21 protein-coding genes are annotated in these 18,522 nt (G+C 54.2%); 10 read left to right on the top strand and 11 right to left on the bottom strand.

The features are described 5' to 3' along the window. Positions 1-353: 353 nt before the first annotated feature. The 11 genes from JXO48_11815 to JXO48_11865 form a co-directional block, all read right to left on the bottom strand. Positions 354-875, bottom strand: a complete 522-nt coding sequence (locus JXO48_11815; GenBank protein MBN2284567.1) for a TlpA family protein disulfide reductase — start codon at positions 873-875, stop codon at positions 354-356. A 9-nt stretch (positions 876-884) separates the two neighbouring features. Then, on the bottom strand, positions 885-1,610 hold the full coding sequence (locus tag JXO48_11820; GenBank protein MBN2284568.1) for a sulfite exporter TauE/SafE family protein: 726 nt from the start codon (positions 1,608-1,610) through the stop codon (positions 885-887). After that, the gene (locus JXO48_11825) at positions 1,607-2,353 is read right to left on the bottom strand and encodes a hypothetical protein (GenBank protein ID MBN2284569.1); all 747 of its coding nucleotides are present in this window, start codon (positions 2,351-2,353) and stop codon (positions 1,607-1,609) included. The genes JXO48_11820 and JXO48_11825 overlap by 4 nt, the downstream gene beginning before the upstream one ends. A gap of 20 nt (positions 2,354-2,373) precedes the next feature. After that, positions 2,374-3,222 carry a TIGR02757 family protein gene (locus JXO48_11830; protein ID MBN2284570.1) on the bottom strand — a complete coding sequence of 283 codons (849 nt, stop codon included), beginning with the start codon at positions 3,220-3,222 and terminating at the stop codon, positions 2,374-2,376. Between the two features lie 19 nt (positions 3,223-3,241). Then, positions 3,242-3,844 carry a peroxiredoxin gene (locus JXO48_11835; GenBank protein MBN2284571.1) on the bottom strand — a complete coding sequence of 201 codons (603 nt, stop codon included), beginning with the start codon at positions 3,842-3,844 and terminating at the stop codon, positions 3,242-3,244. 11 nt (positions 3,845-3,855) lie between these two features. Next, a complete protein-coding gene (locus tag JXO48_11840) occupies positions 3,856-4,380 on the bottom strand; it encodes a TlpA family protein disulfide reductase (protein ID MBN2284572.1) in 525 nt (174 codons plus the stop codon). 84 nt (positions 4,381-4,464) lie between these two features. Beyond that, complete coding sequence (locus JXO48_11845) at positions 4,465-4,998, bottom strand: ferritin family protein (GenBank protein ID MBN2284573.1); 534 nt, start codon at positions 4,996-4,998, stop codon at positions 4,465-4,467. A 40-nt stretch (positions 4,999-5,038) separates the two neighbouring features. Continuing rightward, complete coding sequence (locus tag JXO48_11850) at positions 5,039-5,455, bottom strand: pyridoxamine 5'-phosphate oxidase family protein (protein ID MBN2284574.1); 417 nt, start codon at positions 5,453-5,455, stop codon at positions 5,039-5,041. Positions 5,456-5,605: 150 nt separating this feature from the next. Then, positions 5,606-5,980: a desulfoferrodoxin gene (locus JXO48_11855; GenBank protein ID MBN2284575.1), complete on the bottom strand. Its 375-nt coding sequence runs from the start codon at positions 5,978-5,980 to the stop codon at positions 5,606-5,608. Positions 5,981-5,995: 15 nt separating this feature from the next. Beyond that, a complete protein-coding gene (locus tag JXO48_11860) occupies positions 5,996-6,475 on the bottom strand; it encodes a ferritin family protein (GenBank protein MBN2284576.1) in 480 nt (159 codons plus the stop codon). Between the two features lie 133 nt (positions 6,476-6,608). Beyond that, the gene (locus JXO48_11865; GenBank protein MBN2284577.1) at positions 6,609-7,298 is read right to left on the bottom strand and encodes a rubredoxin; all 690 of its coding nucleotides are present in this window, start codon (positions 7,296-7,298) and stop codon (positions 6,609-6,611) included. A gap of 541 nt (positions 7,299-7,839) precedes the next feature. Between JXO48_11865 and JXO48_11870 the strand changes: the two genes are divergently transcribed. From JXO48_11870 to JXO48_11915, 10 genes are all read left to right on the top strand, one after another. Beyond that, positions 7,840-9,297, top strand: a complete 1,458-nt coding sequence (locus tag JXO48_11870) for an OB-fold domain-containing protein (protein ID MBN2284578.1) — start codon at positions 7,840-7,842, stop codon at positions 9,295-9,297. A gap of 11 nt (positions 9,298-9,308) precedes the next feature. Next, a complete protein-coding gene (locus tag JXO48_11875) occupies positions 9,309-10,517 on the top strand; it encodes an acetyl-CoA acetyltransferase (protein MBN2284579.1) in 1,209 nt (402 codons plus the stop codon). Between the two features lie 33 nt (positions 10,518-10,550). Beyond that, the gene (locus JXO48_11880; protein MBN2284580.1) at positions 10,551-11,000 is read left to right on the top strand and encodes a MaoC family dehydratase N-terminal domain-containing protein; all 450 of its coding nucleotides are present in this window, start codon (positions 10,551-10,553) and stop codon (positions 10,998-11,000) included. Between the two features lie 11 nt (positions 11,001-11,011). Continuing rightward, a complete protein-coding gene (locus JXO48_11885) occupies positions 11,012-11,446 on the top strand; it encodes a dehydratase (protein ID MBN2284581.1) in 435 nt (144 codons plus the stop codon). Between the two features lie 79 nt (positions 11,447-11,525). Further along, positions 11,526-12,437 carry an SDR family oxidoreductase gene (locus JXO48_11890; protein MBN2284582.1) on the top strand — a complete coding sequence of 304 codons (912 nt, stop codon included), beginning with the start codon at positions 11,526-11,528 and terminating at the stop codon, positions 12,435-12,437. Positions 12,438-12,664: 227 nt separating this feature from the next. Beyond that, a complete protein-coding gene (locus tag JXO48_11895) occupies positions 12,665-13,255 on the top strand; it encodes a TetR/AcrR family transcriptional regulator (GenBank protein ID MBN2284583.1) in 591 nt (196 codons plus the stop codon). 91 nt (positions 13,256-13,346) lie between these two features. Further along, positions 13,347-14,489 carry an acyl-CoA dehydrogenase family protein gene (locus JXO48_11900; GenBank protein ID MBN2284584.1) on the top strand — a complete coding sequence of 381 codons (1,143 nt, stop codon included), beginning with the start codon at positions 13,347-13,349 and terminating at the stop codon, positions 14,487-14,489. 59 nt (positions 14,490-14,548) lie between these two features. Beyond that, positions 14,549-15,730, top strand: coding sequence for a CoA transferase (locus JXO48_11905; GenBank protein ID MBN2284585.1), 1,182 nt, complete (start codon positions 14,549-14,551; stop codon positions 15,728-15,730). 107 nt (positions 15,731-15,837) lie between these two features. After that, positions 15,838-17,511 carry an acyl--CoA ligase gene (locus JXO48_11910; protein ID MBN2284586.1) on the top strand — a complete coding sequence of 558 codons (1,674 nt, stop codon included), beginning with the start codon at positions 15,838-15,840 and terminating at the stop codon, positions 17,509-17,511. A 1-nt stretch (position 17,512) separates the two neighbouring features. Continuing rightward, positions 17,513-18,522: acyl-CoA dehydrogenase (locus JXO48_11915; protein ID MBN2284587.1), on the top strand; the 1,010-nt coding region annotated here is incomplete at its 3' end.

The following is an 18,522-nucleotide window of genomic DNA, read 5'->3' on the forward strand; positions in this document are numbered from 1 at the left end:
CTCAAAACTCGCCTCCGGCTCAAACAGCTGAGATCGCTTATCCTCCGCTTCGCCGAGATGTATGACAAAAACGTTTCAATGGCCGCTTCAAAAGGGATCCATCACTGACAATATATGAAAAAGCTGGATTCCGGATATCCGCTGACGCGGATTCCGGAATGACAGAAAGTGGAAATGACGCGGATTCCGGAATGACAGAAAGTGGAAATGACACGGATTCCGGAATGACAAGAAGTGAAAGGTGGCGCGGATTCCGGAATGACTAAAAGTGGAAAGTGACGCGGGTTCCGGAATGACAAAATTGGTACATACGATTACCGGAATGAAAGAAAGGGGTATTTGAACGGTTGCGGTCAATCCCCCTTTTTCAGCAGGGTATCCAGCAGGATATCGATGGACCGGCACTGCCGGCACATGATGACACCGTCGCGGTTGATAAGAACGAGATTGGGAATGCCAACGATGCCGTATGAGAGTGCCACCGCGGCATCCCTGTCGAGCAGCACGGGGTAGGGGAGCTCGTATTTCCCGGCATAGGCGCTGACACGTTCGGGGGTCTCCTGGATATCGATTGCGAGAAGCACCAGTCCCTCGTTCTTATAGGTGGCGTATAGTTCCTTGAGATAGGGAATGATGGCCCGGCAGTGTGGACAGGTGGTGTTCGTGAACTGGAGAAGCACGACCTGTCCATGGTAATCCGAGAGCCTGACTGTTTTTCCCTCGAGATCGGTAAGGGTGAAGTCCGGGGCCGGGACCTCGATGCTCTGTTTCCATATCTGTGTCCATCTGTCCTGGGCCTGAAGCGGGGCCGCCAGGAGGACCGACACCAGCATAACCGCAACGACGGGTATCATAGTCCCTGAGAGATCATTCATAGCGTTCTCCTATATGAAGAGCATACCGGCCCTGATCAGGAGGTATTCTCCCATGCCGATCATGAGCCAGCCGAATACCTGGTTGATCCGTTTCATCCAGAGTCCCGATTTCGGCAGTCCCGCCAGAACCCTGGTGAATGTTCCGATGACGATCAGAAGGGTCCCCATGCCGAAGGCGAAGACGAACATCAGCAGCATGCCGAGCAGCACACTCCCGCCGGCGGCAATGAGACCAAGCAGAACGGCCAGGACCGGTGCCGTGCAGGGACCGATGACAAGGGCCGAAACGGCACCGATCAGAAAACCGGCCATAAAGCCTCCCTTTTTACCTCCCGGCCTGAAGCGGGCCAGTGACTGCGGCAGCGGCAGCGACAGGGAAAAGAGACCCAGCATGGAAAGCCCCATCAAAAGAAATACGTTCGCCAGGCCGAAGTAGAGCCAGGCGTTGTTCAGCATGAGGCCGAAAAGTCTGCCTGTCAGGGCCGCGAAGCCGCCCAGGGCCGTGTAGGTCATGGCCATGCCGAGCACATACACGACGGAAAGGGCGAAGGCCTTTCCTTTCGTTTCGCTTCCCCGGGCGCCGATGTAGGCGACGGTGACGGGAATGAGCGGGTACACGCAGGGAGTGAAGCTTGTCAGGATGCCGCTCAGATAGACGATGACAAAGGCCAGGATATAAGAACCCTGGAGATAGGCCACTGGATTGTCGAGAAAGGAATCAATGAGGGCTGTCATGACGCGTCGCTTATCTCCACTTTTGCTTCCGGATTGAAAGGGTTCGTTCTCATGGCGAGGGAAAAGAGATAGGGATAATCCTGTTTGAGGTGCCGCATGTAGTCGAGCCATTCAGAAGTGAGAAGCGAGTAAGCCCTCTTGATATCGATCGAAAGGTGTTTTACATCGGCCGCGGAAAGTTCTTCGATATCGGTTCTCTTTTCCAGTTCCTCCGCCAGATGGAAGACGGCCCAGAGCAGGTCCGAGAAGGTGTCGTGTTCCAGAAGATTGGGGTTCTGGAGCAGATTGATCAGAAAGTACCGCTTTTCGATCAGAAAATCGCGCAACTCTTCAAGATTTCCCCGCTGGCTGTCAATGTCGTAGTTGTATTCCCTGCACTGCCTGCCGGCGGCGCCGAAGGCCTTTGGAGACCAGTCATGGCAGGCCATGAGATTCCGGTGCATCCTCTCCGCGTTGAGGTCGAAGTCCGAGAAGAGACGAAGCAGTTCAGTGCCGACTTCGCTGAAGAAAGCGCCGATGACCATGTTCAGTTTGTACATCATCGCGTGTTTCTCCCGGTAGTTCAGGAGTTCGTGGATGATCATGGTAACCAGCATGACCTCGACAAAGACAAAGGCGATATCTCCCACAAGGAATATGAAGAGGTGGTGGGGATCGCGAAAGATCATGAAATGTATCACATAAAAAACGACGGAGAGGGTCAGCAGCAGCACCCCCCAGAATATCTTCCATTTGTCCAGCATAGTGTCCTCACAAAAAATTGTCAGTAACGCGCACCGGGTATGTCTGTTCGCGAACAGCTGTCCCGGTCGGTTTTCCAGAGAAACTCGATCTCTTTCCGCATACCCAGGCGGGTAAGGGCGAAATCGAACCTGGCAGGATCACCGGGAGTAATACGCCGGAACGCCTCAGTCACCTCGAGGGCCGTTTTCATGTCCGCCTGGACGCGTGTTGTCAGTCCCAGGTCGAGACAGAGCCGGTGCATATGCGTGTCGAGGGGCACGATGAGCCGTGACGGCGATATGTCGTGCCAGCCGCCGGGATCGACCCTGTCCCTGCGCACCATCCACCGCAGGAAGAGATTGAGCCGCTTGCAGGCGCTCCCGCGACGCGGGTCGGGAAGGAGACTGTTTTTCCCGATCCGTGATCCTGCCCGTAACTCCTCCACAAAAACACACAGGGAAGGAAGTACCGTGCCTTCTTTACCCACGCCATCCATGGTTTTACTGAAGAACGTATGGAAAGAACCATGGTGGTGGAGAAACTCTTTCATGCCGATCAGCAGCTCCGCCATGTCCGTTGCCGTCGTGAACCGATGCTTGAAGTCCGATACAGCCGCCCTGAGCGCTTCATGGTCGGCTTCTTCGAGAAATCGGGCCGGCGAGGGGTTCATTTTCTCAAGGACGCGGGAAACGCTGCAACATATCTGGGCCACCCTTCCGTAAGCGAGCGATGAGGCGATCATCCCCGCGATCTCCCGGTCCTCGACGCGCTCATAGTGATAGAGATATTCCACCGGGTCGGGATGGACATGCACCCGCCGGTTGTATTTCCTGTACAGGCGGTCAAGTGTGTCACCGAGTTCTCTCTGTGTTCCCCGGAAGGATGCCATCGTTCGCCCGCCTTGTCCTTCACTCTTTCAGCGTTTCCAGTGCCCCGATAATGGATTCCAGCGATGGGCGCTCGTTGACATCATGGACGTCTATGTAACGGATAACCCCTTCTTTATCGATAATGATAATGGCACGTTCCGCCGTTCCGTCCGACCTGAGGATCCCGTATGTTCCCGCCACCTCACCGTGGGGCCAGAAATCGGACAGCACGGGAAACCAGAGGTCACCCATCTGGTTCGTCCATGCGTAGAGGCTGGGTATGTTGTCTTCCGAAATGCCGAGCAGGACGGCGTCGTTCTCTTCGAAGAGTTGCTGCACGATATTGTACCCCGGCCACTGGTCCGAACAGACAGGGGTCCACGCGGCGGGGATGAATGACAGGACCACGTTTTTCTTTCCCCGGAAATCACTGAGCCTGACCGTCCCGTGATGGATAGACGGCAGTGTGAAATCAGGTGCCCGGTCTCCCACGGCCACCTTCAGGACGCTGTCCACGGGTGTCAATCTCCCTGGATTATAGGTGTTCTTTTTAAAGACGTCGGACAGTCCGAAAGCAGGGGCGCTGATGAAGAGAAGGATCAGCACTCCGGCACAGCCTGCCGCGGTGTACCTTGATCTCATGGGATACCTCCTCATAGCCCCGCGTTCTTCATGATCTCACTTAGAAACTCTTTCGGGTTTTCGAACCCCCCCAGTTTTGAATAGACTACCCGGGGTGTGTTTTCTCCGACGACGACACCGAAGAAATAGGGTGTTCTGACCTCGCCCAGTGATTTGTGCAGGGTAAAATCACCGTCGTCGATCAGCGGGAAGGGGATACCGTATTTTTTCCGGAAAATATCCGCTTCAAAGGCCGAGTTTCCCGCGGCGATGCCGATCAGCTTGACCTTTCCCCTGGAGGAGGCATCGCCTTCTATCATTCTGAAAAGCTCACTGACCCGGGGTGCTTCCCGCTGGCAGTGGGGACAGTACATGCTGAGGACCTCAACGATGACGACCCGGGCCTTGATGTCGCCCATGGAAAAGGTCTTTCCCCCCTTTAATCCGAGGTAATCGCGGTGTTCCCTGCTTTCCGGCATCTTAAGAGGAATGTCCGGAAAATCATCTCCCGGTGCCGGTGGGCCGGAAGCAGCCGGAGCGGCTGTGAAAAGAATCATTATGCACAGGGCCATTACGGCCAGCATGCCTTTCCTGATCATCGTCTTTCTCCTGGGTGCCGATCTTTTTGAACGGAAGTTGCATCAACCACCGTCGAGACCGCCGTGTTCTCTTTCTCTGAGCCACGAAGCAGGATCGGAGAGGTAGAGTTTCATGTCACTGAGAGCAGCAAAATGGTCCCTTTCCTCGGCGATCATCTGTTCGATGAAGGCTTTTTCCAGCTTGTCCGACGCCGTGGATACATGCTTCCGGTAGTGGTCGATCGATTTTTTTTCAAAGTCGATGCCGATGTCAAGGGCCTCGATATCGCCGGCATCGGCCTGTATGTCCGCACCATAACGGCGCGCCATTTCCCTGAATATCGTCGTGAGCCCGCTGTGACCGATGGCGTAGGTCTTCCAATCGCCGGTCCAGGCCCGGCGGCCACCGAGCGATTCATATATTGCTTTGATGCGCTTCATGTGAACCACTTCATCTTCCATGAGCGTCAGGAATATTTCCTTTCCCGGCTCGCTCCGGCAGGCTGCAGCGGCCTTTTCGTAAAAGGCCCTTCCTTTTTCTTCCATTTCGAGGGCCTGTGACAGCATCCGCATGGACCGGTCAATCTGTTCTTTCATGACGCCCTTTCTCCTTCCGTCACCGCCCGGACATCAGGCATTACTTATCAACGACGGCGTCGGGTTTCAGAACGCCGTCGGAAACGAGTGGCAGGACCTTGTCGACCGTGAAGAATACGATGTATTTCGACTCATTATCATACTTCGTGGTGAATATGGGGTATCGTTTCTTCCTGATCGGTTCGATCAGTTCCATGTTGTTCTCTTCTTCCCTGACCTTCGTCAGGTACAGACGTTTTCCCCCGTACCCGGCTCCTCGTTCCGTAAAAAAGTATGCCGCGTGGGAATTTGACTGCAGGTTGTGGTGGGTCAGGTGGCCTGCCATGATGAACGCAACAGTTCCGTCTTCCATCACCGTCGGCCTCGAGAGGGCCGCCACATTTACCCTTCCCTCGGCGTCCGCCGTTGCCATGATCCCGAATCCCTTTACCTTATCGAAATATTCAGCCAGGTTCATTCGCATATCCTCCGTCGGATGTCTGTTGTAGGGGATGGGTCCCCATACTCTATTATGATGACGGTGCTTCTCCGCCCGTTGCTCAGCCGTAAGGAACCGCCAAACGAGGGAAGGACCGTCAATTCCTGCCGAACAGGCGCCACCGGCCCATCAGCTTTTCCAGAGACCGTGAATATTGCAATACTCGCGGACAGACATGTTGTCACCGGTGACGCAGAACTCTGCCTCCGGTGCCTCTCCCGGTTTCAGGAACTGCCGGTACGTCTTGCCGTCCACGATGACCTCGATCCATTCGATGTAATGCTTTTCTTCCATGGGATGGGCGACGCTTCCCACCTTTGCCTTGAGCATGTTTCCAGCCTGTTCCTTCACGGGGACGTGTTTTTCCTTTGCCGCATCAACGGTATTTTCCTTGAACAGTTTCATGGGCTGATTGCAGCAGATAAGCTCTCCCTTCCCTTCATGGAGAACTTCGACAATGTTGCCGCATACTTCACATTTGTAAATCTGAAGTCTTTCCGTCATGGCAACCCCTCCTCTTTACTGGTATCGGGTTCTCAGTTTTGAAAGCAGATTGAAATGCTTTCGTTCCTCGTTGATGACCTCATCGATGGCACTGTGCTGTTCCTTTGAAACAAATCCCTTGATCTCGTGATAGTAGAGGATCGAGTCAAGTTCGCGGCGGATGGCAAAGTCTATCGCCGAAAGGGTGTCGGTGATACCCGACAGTTCACGGTCCATCGTTTCCTTTGTAAAGATCAGATTGTTGTCGGCGTAATTGTGGAGGTACGAGGCGTATTCGCCTGGATAGCTTTCAGGGAGGTCATGAACTTCTAATGTCGAAAGCATCCCCTTGAATACCGCCTTGTGATTCTCCTCCTCTTTTGCCAGGTGCTCAAAGAGCTTCTTCGTCTCTTCTTCATGTGCCAACTGAACGGCATACCGGTAAAAATTGCTTCCGTTCTCTTCGATTCTCATGGCTATTTCAAGTATATCGCCTGCTTCAAACCGATTTCCCATGTACGTCTCCTTTCTCCCTGCAGTCATCGCTCTGATTTCGCATCTTCTCCGCCGCTGCTGCTGCTGTTACGAATGTACCTCCCTCTTCTGCCGCTGAGAGGTGTCGTATCTTATTCATTAATATATGTCTTAATCATTCCCTGTCAAATTGGTCCTTTGAAGCGCCGCAGACCGGACAGGTCCAGTCGTCGGGAAGGTCTTCGAAGGATGTGCCGGGGGGGATGTGGTTGTCGGGATCACCCTTTGCCGGATCATATATATACCCACACACGCTGCAGATGTAACGGGGGAAGGCTGCCGTTTTCACTTTGTCCTTGCTGTCTTCTATGAAGGTGGCCGCCTTTTCGGGTGTTTTGCCGCCTTTGACCTGGTGGTAGTAGGCATAGGTCATTGGTGTACCTTTCCGGAGGACCTCGGCCTCGACGACCTCGCCGATGAAGACGGTATGGGTGCTCAGTTGGACCTGCTCGATGACGCGTGCTTCGAGGCAGGCCAACGTGTTGTCGAGAACGATCGGTGCCCCCGTCACGCCGGTCCTGAAATCACAGCTTGCGAATTTGTCGACATCACGTCCGCACTTGAAACCGAAGTTTCCGATAAGCTTCAGGGGCGCGTCCTCGGAGAGAACAGACACGCTGAAAACGCCGCTCGCTGAAATGAATTCATGGGTAAGGTTTTCCCGGTTGATGCTGACCGCTATCGTGACAGGTTTGGACGTTGTCTGGACAACGGTGTTTACCACCTGTCCGTTGAACCGATCATCCTTCCGGGAGGAAACAATGTAGAGGCCGTACGTCAATGTTCGCAATGCCTGTTGATCCATGGAACACTCCTTTTTGTTCTGTACTGTGAATTAATGCTTTATATATCGGGATGTTCGGCTTCCCCTGAGAGAATGTGCCGTGAGAGTGCCGGCTTTCCGATCCTCGATTTTTGCAAAAAAAGTATAATTCACCTTGCTGTACTCTTCAATGGAAATTTATATATTTTTTTAATTTTTGAGCACTTACGAAGGATTACCCTCTGTGGCGGAACCGGTGCGTTTTTGTCGCAACTTTTTCTTGACAATCCATTTTTTTTTGTTTAAGAGGTATCCATCAAATGATGGAATCATAGTGTGGGATAGGGTGATGGCATGACCCGTTTGGGCACGGTACATACCATCACATCATTCGGTTGAATCAATACAAAAAGTATCAGCGAAGCGGGAACTGCTCACGTAAGAACACTCCGGTCAGTAATCGATTGCACGCAGTTTGGTCTTGCGGTCGATGCGGCGGTGAATATATCCGTGCGGAAATCACGGTGCTGCGATCATGGGTGTTTAAGAAAAAACAGCAATTATATTGAAAGGAGGTTGTGGAATGGTAGGTATTACATCCTACGGGGCTTACATTCCCCGGTACCGGCTGAACAGAATGCTCGTCGTCCAGAATATGGCCTGGTATTTTCCGGTTATCATGGCCGTTGCTCAGGGCGAGAAAGCGGTGGCGAACTGGGATGAAGATGCGGTAAGCATGGCTGTTGCGGCCGGCTATGACTGCATGATTGGGAAGGATCGCAAGGCGCTTGACGGGGTTTATCTGGCGAGCACGACGCTTCCCTTTTCCGACCGGTTGAACTCAGGCATCGTTGCGACGGCCCTGAACGCACCCGAACAGGGAGCGATGAACGCCGACTTCACGGCGTGCATGAAAGCGGGTACAACTGCGGCGATCGCGGCCCTGGAAGCGATCGAGTCAGGCAAAAAGGACAGCGTACTGGTCACGGCCGCGGATCAGCGGGGCACCAAGATGGCAACAATGTTTGAAATGTTCTACGGCGACGGTGCCGCGGCGCTTCTCTTCGGGAAGAAAGATGTCATCGCGGAGTTCAAGGGCAGCTATTCGCTCAATGCCGATTTCGTGGATCATTACCGTGGCTGGAACAAGGAATTCGACTATGGCTGGGAAGAACGATGGGTCAGGGATGAAGGATATGGAAAGATCATTCCCCAGGCGATCGCCGGATTCTTAAAAAAGACGGGAATGAAAATAGAAGACTTCAACAAGGTCATTTACCCCTGCTATTTCGGTGGGACCCACAGCGGTATCGCGAAAAAGCTGGGTGTCGACCCGGCGAAGGTTCAGAACAACCTGCACGCCGTCTGCGGTGATACGGGAGCGGCCCATAGCTTCCTGATGTTCGCGGCGGCTCTCGAGGAAGCGAACCCGGGGGACAAGATCCTTCTGGCAAGCTTCGGGCAGGGGTGTGATGTTCTGGCCTTTGAAGTTACGAAGAACATCAAAAAGCTGAAACCGCGGCTTGGTTTCAAAGGCTCCCTAGAGCGCAAGGCGAACCTTGACAGCTATCAGAAATTCAGCAAGTTCCGTGATCTGATCATAGCAGACCTCGGGATCAGGGGTGAAGCCAATCCTTCCAGTTCGCTCACGGTGCTCTGGCGCAAGAGAAAGACCCTGTACGGGTTTGTGGGCCTCAAGTGCAACAAGTGCAAGACACCCCAGTATCCGGGCAACTCGATATGCGTCAATCCGGATTGCGGCAGCATCAATGATTTTTCGGAATATGAATTCGCCGACAAGAAAGCCAAGATCCTCATGTACACGGGGGATATGCTGGCGGCATCGGTGAATCCGCCGTCGGTTTACGGAATGGTGGGTTTTGAAGGTGGCGGCAGGACATTCATCGACTTTACGGATTGTGATCTGACCCAGGTCAAGGTCGGCATGCCGGCGAAGATGTCTTTCAGAAGACGCAACAAGGACAAGGAACGCGGCTTTACCGGCTACTTCTGGAAGGCAGTTCCCCAGGTGGAAGGATAAGGAGGTGAACCATGGCAAGTGGAATACGAGATAAAGTAGCAATCATCGGCATGGGCTGCACGAAATTTGGAGAGCGATGGAATGACGGTGCCGAGGAATTGTTGGTGGAATCCTACCAGGAGTGTATGGAAGATGCCGGAATCGATAAGAAAGATATCGGCGCCGCCTGGCTGGGATGCTGTTTTGATGAAGTGGATATCGGCAAGAGCGCTCTTCCCGCGTCCCTTGCTCTGCGTCTTCCCAATATTTCGGTGACGCGCGTTGAAAACTTCTGCGCCAGCGGAACGGAGGCCTTCAGGGGTGCCGTGTACGCAGTTGCTTCCGGGGCTGTTGATATCGCCCTGGCCATCGGTGTGGAGAAATTGAAGGATATCGGTTACGGTGGACTGCCCGAGTTCAGCAGCGCCATGGGTCCCTATAACTTTCTGTGGTTCCCGAACGCGACGGCGCCCGGCTGCTTTGCCATGCTGGCCACAGGCTACGCGGCGCATTACGGCATCGACATCCAAGACGTGAAGAAGGCCATGGCGCACATATCAGTGAAGAGCCATGCCAACGGTGCCCTGAATCCCAAGGCACACCTCAGACGTGCCGTCACGGAGGAACAGGTGCTCAATTCCCCCATGATCGCCTTCCCCCTGGGGTTGTTTGACTGCTGCGGTGTGAGCGACGGTTCGGCTGCTGCCATCGTTACCACGCCGGAGATCGCCAAATCTCTCGGCAAGAAAGATATTGTAACCGTCAAGGCCCTGCAGCTTTCTCTGAGCAGTGGTACGGAGATGGCCTATGACTGGGACGGCGCGCATTTCGTTACTACCACCCGGGCGGCTGCAGAGGCTTATAAAGAAGCAGGTATCAAGAATCCGCGGAAAGAGATCAGCATGATGGAAGTACATGACTGCTTCTCCATCACCGAGTTGGTGACCATGGAAGACCTCCATATCTCCGAGAGGGGAAAGGCCCCCAAGGATATCATGGACGGTTTCTATGATCGTGAAGGAGGAGGAGTTCCCTGCCAGGTCGACGGCGGCCTGAAATGCTTCGGTCATCCCATCGGTGCATCGGGCATCAGGATGCTCTATGAAATGTACTTGCAGCTTCACGGCAGGGCGGGTGACCGGCAGCTGAAGGACCCGAAATTTGGATTGACCCATAACCTGGGCGGTTTCCCGATGATGAACGTCTGCAGTATCGCCATCATCGGAAAACAGGATGCGTAAGGAATGCAGTATATTTCACAAAGGAGGTGAACTATGGCCGATCTGTCTAAGACCGGAACCGAATACTCTCCTCTCGTATGGGAAGTGGAGAGGGGAAAAATCAGAGAGATGGTCGGTGCCATCGGGGATCCGAACCCGGTGTATCGGGACAAGAAGAAAGCCGTGGAAGCGGGGTATAAGGATTCTCCCGCGCCGCCGACCTTCCTGACGGTTCCCATGATGTGGGCCGGCGAGATGCCCAACATCATCAACGACCTGAAGATCAATTTCATGATGGTGCTCCACGGTGAGGAAGAGTACGAGTACTACCAGCCCATCTACCCCGGAGACGTGATTTCCGGTACTCCGAAGATAATAAGTATGGAGGAAAAAACGAGTAAATCAGGCTCGAAGATGGACCTGGTGACCGTGGAAGTCCTTTACACCAATCAGCGGGGCGAGAAGGTCGCCAAGGCCCGATCGCTTCTTATCGAACGGAAATAAGGGGGATAACCATGGCAGAACAAATCTTTTTTGAAGACGTTAATGTGGGCGACGCGATGCCCGAACTGGTAAAAGGCCCTCTTCAGAAGCTGCAGTTCGTCATGTATGCCGGTGCCTCCGGTGACTTCAATCCCCTGCACACCGATGATGACTTCGCCAAGGCGGTGGGCATGAAGAACGGTGCCATATCCCACGGAATGCTGGTCATGGGGATCGTGGGACAGGCCGTGTCTTCATGGGTTCCCCAGAAGTACCTGAAGAAGTTCGGTGTCCGCTTTGCCGGGATGACCCAGCAGAACAGCACGATCACCGTCAGCGGTACCGTGACGGATAAGCGTGTTGAGAACGGTGAGAACATCATCACCTGTGATCTGTTGGCGAAGGACCAGGACGGCGATGTGAAAATAACCGGCAAGTTTGAAGCGGCATTGCCGAGTAAAGGATGACGGAAACTCAAGAAAAGCGGCTGCCCGGTGGGATGCTGATCAAGCCGGGTGGCCGCCATGAAATCCAGGAGGGAGAATTATGTCGAAAATCGATTTTACGGGAAGAGTAGCAATCGTGACCGGTGCCGGCGCCGGTCTGGGTAAGTGCCATGCGCTGGAACTGGCAAAAAGAGGGGCAAAGGTTGTCGTGAACGACCTGGGCGGTTCACGAGACGGTGTGGGTTCCAGTGATTCGGCGGCCAACCTGGTGGTTGAAGAAATCAAGGCTGCCGGCGGAGAAGCCGTTCCCAATTACGATAATGTCGCAACCGTTGCAGGTGGTGAAAATATTGTCAAGACCGCCATCGATAACTACGGCAAGGTGGATATACTGATTAACAACGCCGGTATCCTGAGAGACAAATCGTTTGTCAAGATGGATGAAGAAAACTGGGATGCCGTCATGGCGGTTCACCTGAAGGGCGCCTATTGCGTGACGCGCCCCGCGTTTATCAATATGCGGGAAAACGGGTACGGGCGTATCGTGATGACCACATCGGGTGCCGGGATATTCGGAAACTTCGGTCAGACCAACTATTCAGCAGCAAAGTGCGGCATCGTGGGCCTGACGAATGCCCTGAAACTTGAAGGTGCCAAGTATAATATCAAGGTAAACGTTCTTGCTCCCGTTGCCGCCTCGCGGTTGACAGAGGATGTGTTGCCCCCCGATTTCTTTGAAAGACTCAAACCCGATTTCGTAACTCCGGCTGTTCTCTACATGTGTGCGGAACAGTGTCAGGATACGGGAGTCATTATCAATGCCGCTCTGGGATATTACAGCAGGTCGGCCATGCTGACGGGACCGGGTGCCATCCTTTCAGACGGCGTGAAGATCCCGACACCGGAAGACGTTATGGAGAACTGGGCCAAGATTACCAGTCTCGAAAACCCCAAACTGTTCAATCAGGTTCCCGAAATGTTCGGAGAACTTGGTCCCATCCTCCAAGGTTAGTGAGGAAACCCCCGGCCGGGCACAATGCCCGGCCGGGCTCCCTGCAGGCCGCAACCGGTGTACGGCGAGCCTGATCCGATACTCTGCAAGTTCATGTAAATCACGGCAGCCGGTGATGCGAATCAGGTGCATGATTTTTCTAATGATATCCATCATTTGATGGAATCATCGAGTGGAAGGAAGCAATGGAATCAATACTTGAGAAGGCCCGGAAGGATCCAGAGTCGATGAAAGGGAAAATCCTGGCGGCCGCCCGCCGGGCTTTCGGAGAGTACGGCTTTCATGGGACCACCATGAGAATGATCGCCCGGGAAGTCGGGATAGATATCTCGACGCTGCACTACCACTGGGGTGAAAAAAAGGATCTCTATGAGGCCGTCATCATCGACATCAACAACGATCTCCGGGAGAAGCTGATCGAAGTGGAGGAAATGATACACGGGAAGCCTCTCGAAAAGCGCGTGGCGATCGGCATTGACTTCATGACGGAATATCTCTTTGACCATCCGGAGATATCGAACCTTGTCCTCTACCGCTATTTTACGAAGACCCGATATGAGGCGAGTCACGATTTCAAGGTTCCCGAGTTTACCATCGATATCGTTCGTTCCATGGGACTCAACCAGGGAAAGGAATATCTCCCTCAGTCGATGGCCTCGATCCTGGCGGTCATGAATTCGATGCACAATTTCATTTCCGGGGAAGAATTATTTCGCCCGATGATCAAAGTGGGGAAAAAGAAATACAAAACTCTGGTGAAAGAGACATTGAAATACATTTTTGTCGCTGCCTTTACGCAGGCAGGAAAAAATTCTTGAAAAAAATCCTTGACCGGGTTTTTCCTTTCGGAAATCTCCGCCGCACCGCGGGGCGGAGCACAAGCCCTTTCAGGTGAGGAGAATTGAGATCATGGAAATTATCCAATACACGGAAGAACACAGGATGTTCAGGGATACGGTGCGGAAATACCTCGAAAAAGAGGTGATTCCTTATATAGAGGAATGGGAAAAAGAGGGGATCACACCCCGGAGTGCCTGGAAAAAACTGGGAGAGCAGGGATTTCTCTGCATGAATGTACCGGAGGAATACGGCGGGCTCGGCGCCGATTTTCTGTACTCCGTCATCATGACCGAAGAGATGTCGAGAACCAATCATTCAGGTCTCTGCACAGCCCTGCACAGTGATGTTGTCGTTCCCTATATTACGGCCTATGGTTCGGAGGAACTTAAAAAGAAATACCTGCCCGGGTGCGTTTCCGGTGACATCATCGCCGCCGTGGCCATGACGGAGCCGAATACGGGAAGCGACCTGGCCGCCATCAAGACGACGGCGGTGGATGACGGCGACCACGTCATCATAAACGGTCAGAAAACCTTTATCAGTAACGGTATCAATTGCGGTGTCGTCGTTCTCGCCGCACGGGACCCGAACATTAAAAATCCCTACGAGGCGATCGATCTCTACGTAGTGGAGGAAGGAACGCCGGGGTTCGAAAAAGGCAAGCAGATTGAAAAGATAGGCTGGCACAGCCAGGATACGGCCGAGCTCTACTTCACCGATTGCCGGGTTCCCGTGGCGAACCGCCTCGGGGCGAAGGGCACCGGGTTTCTCCATCTTATGGAAAAGCTCCAGCAGGAACGGCTCATGGTGGCCATCGGAGGAGTGGCAGCCGCCGAGTACATGCTGGAAGTCACCATCCAGTACTGCAAGGAACGGACTGCTTTCGGCCGACCCATCTCCAGTTTCCAGGCCAACCAGTTCACGATCGTCGAAATGGCCACGGAGGTCAAGCTGGGCAGGACCTTCCTGGACAAGCTCGTTGCGGAACATATGGAAGGCAAGAACGTAGTGGTGGAAGTCTCCATGGCCAAGTACTGGATCACCGATATGGCCAATCGAGTGGCGGACAAGTGTCTGCAGCTTCACGGCGGGTACGGTTACTGTGAAGAATACCCCATCGCCCGGGCCTGGCGCGATGTGAGGGTGACCCGTATCTTCGCCGGAACAAACGAGATCATGAAACAGATCGCCGCCCGCTTCATGGGGTTGTAGGAATGAAATAACGGCGGGATTGAAAAGCCCATGCCCGGGATAAAAGGAGGGAATAACGCATGGCAGGTCCTCTCAAAGGTTTGAAGATACTCGATTTCACGACGCTGCTTCCCGGTCCCTATGCCACGATGTGCCTGGCCGATATGGGTGCCGATGTTCTGAAGATCGTTTCCGGGTCACGGCCCGATATGGCTGCCTTTGCACCGCCCTATCTCGACGACACGAACCTCTCATTCGCCACGGCCTTCCTCGGCCGCGGCAAACGCTGCATGACGCTGAACCTGAAGGATGAACGGGCGGTGAAGATCGTCCACCAGCTGCTTGCGGACTATGACATTGTGGTGGAGCAATTCCGGCCGGGCGTCATGGCAAAGTTGGGACTCGATTATCAAACCCTGAAAGACATCAATCCCGCCCTTATTTACTGTTCGCTCAGCGGATACGGGCAGACGAGCCCCCTGAAGGAACGGGCTGGTCATGATATCAATTACCTGTCGCGGTCGGGCCTCATGTCCTACTCCGGAAGAAAAAGCACGGGTCCGGCGCTGATGGGGATGCAGATAGCCGATGTGGCTTCAGGTTCGTATAACACGATCATCGGTCTTCTCGCCGCAGTGGTCCATCGTGATGCCACCGGCGAGGGACAATATATAGATGTTTCAATGACCGACGGATGCATCGCTTTCAACGTGCTCGTCGGGTGCAGTGTCCTGGCAGGTGACAGGGCGCCGGGCAGGGAGGAGTTTCTTCTCAACGGCGGTACTCTCTATGATTTCTACGAGACGAAGGATGGCAGGTACCTCAGCTTCGGCGGCCTTGAGCCGCAGTTCTTTGCAGCCTTCTGCGAGACCATCGGCCGTCCCGAACTGATCGCCGGCGGCGTGGCGCCCCAGGATCTCGATGTTGTTAAAAAGGAGATACAGGAGATATTCCGGTCCCGGCCGCTCGACGAGTGGCTGGAAATATTTAAGAAAACCGATGCCTGCGTGGAACCGGTCCTGACCCTTGATGAAGCCCTGGAAGACCCCCATGTCAAGGAGCGGGGATTGATCGTGGAGCTTGAGCTTCCCCGGGGAGGAACGGTACGACAGCTGGCGAACCCCATTAAATTTTCGCGGACACCTCCGGTATATGAAAAGGCCGGCGTCCAGGCGGGGACCCATACCCGGGAGGTGCTTCAGGAACTTGGCTACAGCGATGATCAGATCAATGAGTTCAGTGAAAAAGGAGTGTTCTCGTAAGGACCTGTTGGCGGAATCCCTTTTCCCCTGAGCCGGACGTCTTTTAATGCCTTCGAGGACGTGTCGGCTTTCGGCGGAGGCCGGGAGGCCGTGGAAGGAGGAGCGGAATGATCGCAGCATCACAGGAACAGATTCGTGAGTGGACCGAACAGGGGGCCTGGGGCACAAAGACCTTTATTGATTTTTTCAAGGAAAAGGTCGCCGCGGACCCTGATAAGGAATGCCTTGTCGATCCGATGAACAAGCAGACGCTTCTGGGGCTGGAACCGGAGCGGCTCACCTACCGGGAGCTTGAACGGGCCGTGGACGCCACGGCTGAAGGTCTCATCGGGAAGGGTATCGGCAAGGACGATGTTGTCATGGTGCAGCTGCCCAACTGCTGGGAACTTGCCATGCTCTATCTCGCCATAACCCGTGCCGGTGCCCTGATTTCTCCCATGCCCATGCAGTGGCGGCATTCGGAAGCGCTTTACATCGCCGGCATGACCGAGGCAAAAGCCTTCATAACGATTGATGACTTTCACGGTTTCAACCACGGGAAAATGGCCGAGGATGTCATGTCGAAGACACCTTCGATGAAACATATCATCAAGCTGGCGGAGATCAGGGAGTTGAAGGATGGGCCCGTGACGGGCATGCTCGACTCCGTCAAGATCGATGCGAACGACGTTCTCACCCTGTGCTGGTCGTCGGGAACGGAAGCCCAGCCCAAGGGATGTCCCATGAGTCACAATAACTGGTATAACCAGTCCATGGCCCAGATCCAGTGCGCCGGGATAGAACCGGGTGACAACCTGATCACGGCAGGTCCCCTGGTCAACATGGCCTCCATCGGGACGGTCTTTTTCCCCTGGCTCATTATCGGCGGAAAACTGGTGCTCCATCACCCCTTTGATGGACCGACCTTCGTGATGCAGCTCATCATGGAGCAGATCAACTACACCCTTCTGGTCCCCGCCGTTATCAACGCGCTGCTGAAACATCCCCGGGTCGATGAGTTTGACCTCAGCAAGATGCGGGCCATCACCCTCGGCTCGGCGCCGCCGTCGCTCTGGTCCGTTCAGGAATTGAAAAGGCGTTGGAATATCGAGTTCGGCAATATCTGGGGACAGAATGAAGGGACCGGATTTGTTTCCGGGCGGTTCGATATTCCCGACATGGAAAAGCGTGTCGATAATTTCCCGCAGTATGGGAAACCGGAAACGAAATGGCACGCGGAAGTGACGCGATTCGTCCGGACGAAGCTGATCGATCCGTCCACGGGCGAAGAGCTGACGGAAGTAGGCAGCATCGGAGAATTGCTGTATAAAGGGCCCAATGTCATTCCCTGTTACTATAAGCGCCCCGATCTTACAGAGAAATCCTTTGACAGCGAGGGGTACTTCAGAACGGGCGACCTCTTCCAGATCAAGGAGGGGGATTGCGTGGGGTTCTTTGACCGCACCAAGGACATCATTATCCGGGGTGGTTTCAATATCAGCGCACAGGAAGTGGAGAACATGCTCCTGGGGCATCCGAAAGTTGCCGATGTGGCGGCCGTGTCCATGCCCGACGACGTCCTGGGAGAGCGTGTCTGCATATACGCCGTCCCGCGAGAGGGACAGGAAATGGTTCTGGAAGATATTACCTCGTTCATGAAAGAGAAGGGCGCTGCCATTTACAAGCTGCCCGAACGACTGGAGGTAGTGGAGCTGATCCCCCGGAACCCTGTGGGCAAGGTGCTGAAAAAGCAGCTCCGGGAAGACATCAAGAACAAAATGCTTGCAGAGAAGGAGAAATAACATGGCTAACCTGCTTATTGATGAAAGAGACCAGCGCTTTTTTCTTTTTGAAATGCTGGAAATAGAAAAACTGTGTGAATCCGAGCGATATGCCGATTTTTCGAGCGATGTCCTTACCATGATCCTGAACGAAGCGCAGAAATTTGCGACAGATGAGCTCTTCCCGGTCCTGGTTGAATCGGACAGAGAGGGCTGTATCCTCGAAGGGGGCGAAATAACCGTACCCAAAGTGTTTCACCGTCTTTACAAACTGTACTGTGAGGGCGGGTGGAATTCCATGAGCCAATCCCCGGAAACGGGGGGGCAGGGGTTGCCCTTTATCATGTCCATCGCCGCCAAGGAATGGTTCATTCACAACCTCGGTTTTCTCGTTCTCGGTTTTCTCGGCGAGGGAGCGGCCCATCTCATCGACACGTACGGTACGGAGGAACAGAAGAAAAAATATATGGAGAAAATGGTCACCGGCGAGTGGAGCGGGACCATGTGTCTCACCGAGCCGAACGCGGGGTCCGACGTGGGGAACCTCAGCACCAAGGCGTTCCGGCAGCCTGACGGGACTTTCAGGATACAGGGAACGAAATCGTTCATCACCGGTCTCGACCAGGACCTTACGGAGAACATCATCCATCCCGTCCTGGCCCGCATCGAGGGTGACCCGCCCGGGACGAAGGGCATCTCCATTTTCATCGTCCCCAAGTTTCTCGTGAACGATGACGGGACGCTGGGCGGGCGCAACGATTATGAAATTGCAAAGATCGAGGAAAAAATGGGGTTCCACGGGGCCCCCACGGGAACGATAAATTTCGGTGACAACGGCGAATGTTACGGAGAGCTTCTCGGTGAGGAGCGGCAGGGCATGAAGGTCATGTTCCAGATGATGAACGAGGCCCGGATCGGAACGGGCCTGCAGGGTGTCGGCTCGGGCTCCATGGCCTACCTGCACGCCCTGCAGTACGCCAAGGAACGGTATCAGGGTTCCGACATCATGGAGTTCAAGAACCCCGAGGCGCC

This window comes from Deltaproteobacteria bacterium (assembly GCA_016933965.1).
GTDB lineage: Bacteria > Desulfobacterota > Syntrophia > Syntrophales > UBA2210 > JAFGTS01.

What these genes read in the sequence shown, in the direction of transcription:
- JXO48_11815 (MBN2284567.1), bottom strand. Translation starts at nt 875, where the DNA reads ATGAATGATCTCTCAGGGACTATGATACCCGTCGTTGCGGTTATGCTG.
- JXO48_11820 (MBN2284568.1), bottom strand. Translation starts at nt 1,610, where the DNA reads ATGACAGCCCTCATTGATTCCTTTCTCGACAATCCAGTGGCCTATCTC.
- JXO48_11825 (MBN2284569.1), bottom strand. Translation starts at nt 2,353, where the DNA reads ATGCTGGACAAATGGAAGATATTCTGGGGGGTGCTGCTGCTGACCCTC.
- JXO48_11830 (MBN2284570.1), bottom strand. Translation starts at nt 3,222, where the DNA reads ATGGCATCCTTCCGGGGAACACAGAGAGAACTCGGTGACACACTTGAC.
- JXO48_11835 (MBN2284571.1), bottom strand. Translation starts at nt 3,844, where the DNA reads ATGAGATCAAGGTACACCGCGGCAGGCTGTGCCGGAGTGCTGATCCTT.
- JXO48_11840 (MBN2284572.1), bottom strand. Translation starts at nt 4,380, where the DNA reads ATGATTCTTTTCACAGCCGCTCCGGCTGCTTCCGGCCCACCGGCACCG.
- JXO48_11845 (MBN2284573.1), bottom strand. Translation starts at nt 4,998, where the DNA reads ATGAAAGAACAGATTGACCGGTCCATGCGGATGCTGTCACAGGCCCTC.
- JXO48_11850 (MBN2284574.1), bottom strand. Translation starts at nt 5,455, where the DNA reads ATGAACCTGGCTGAATATTTCGATAAGGTAAAGGGATTCGGGATCATG.
- JXO48_11855 (MBN2284575.1), bottom strand. Translation starts at nt 5,980, where the DNA reads ATGACGGAAAGACTTCAGATTTACAAATGTGAAGTATGCGGCAACATT.
- JXO48_11860 (MBN2284576.1), bottom strand. Translation starts at nt 6,475, where the DNA reads ATGGGAAATCGGTTTGAAGCAGGCGATATACTTGAAATAGCCATGAGA.
- JXO48_11865 (MBN2284577.1), bottom strand. Translation starts at nt 7,298, where the DNA reads ATGGATCAACAGGCATTGCGAACATTGACGTACGGCCTCTACATTGTT.
- JXO48_11870 (MBN2284578.1), top strand. Translation starts at nt 7,840, where the DNA reads ATGGTAGGTATTACATCCTACGGGGCTTACATTCCCCGGTACCGGCTG.
- JXO48_11875 (MBN2284579.1), top strand. Translation starts at nt 9,309, where the DNA reads ATGGCAAGTGGAATACGAGATAAAGTAGCAATCATCGGCATGGGCTGC.
- JXO48_11880 (MBN2284580.1), top strand. Translation starts at nt 10,551, where the DNA reads ATGGCCGATCTGTCTAAGACCGGAACCGAATACTCTCCTCTCGTATGG.
- JXO48_11885 (MBN2284581.1), top strand. Translation starts at nt 11,012, where the DNA reads ATGGCAGAACAAATCTTTTTTGAAGACGTTAATGTGGGCGACGCGATG.
- JXO48_11890 (MBN2284582.1), top strand. Translation starts at nt 11,526, where the DNA reads ATGTCGAAAATCGATTTTACGGGAAGAGTAGCAATCGTGACCGGTGCC.
- JXO48_11895 (MBN2284583.1), top strand. Translation starts at nt 12,665, where the DNA reads ATGAAAGGGAAAATCCTGGCGGCCGCCCGCCGGGCTTTCGGAGAGTAC.
- JXO48_11900 (MBN2284584.1), top strand. Translation starts at nt 13,347, where the DNA reads ATGGAAATTATCCAATACACGGAAGAACACAGGATGTTCAGGGATACG.
- JXO48_11905 (MBN2284585.1), top strand. Translation starts at nt 14,549, where the DNA reads ATGGCAGGTCCTCTCAAAGGTTTGAAGATACTCGATTTCACGACGCTG.
- JXO48_11910 (MBN2284586.1), top strand. Translation starts at nt 15,838, where the DNA reads ATGATCGCAGCATCACAGGAACAGATTCGTGAGTGGACCGAACAGGGG.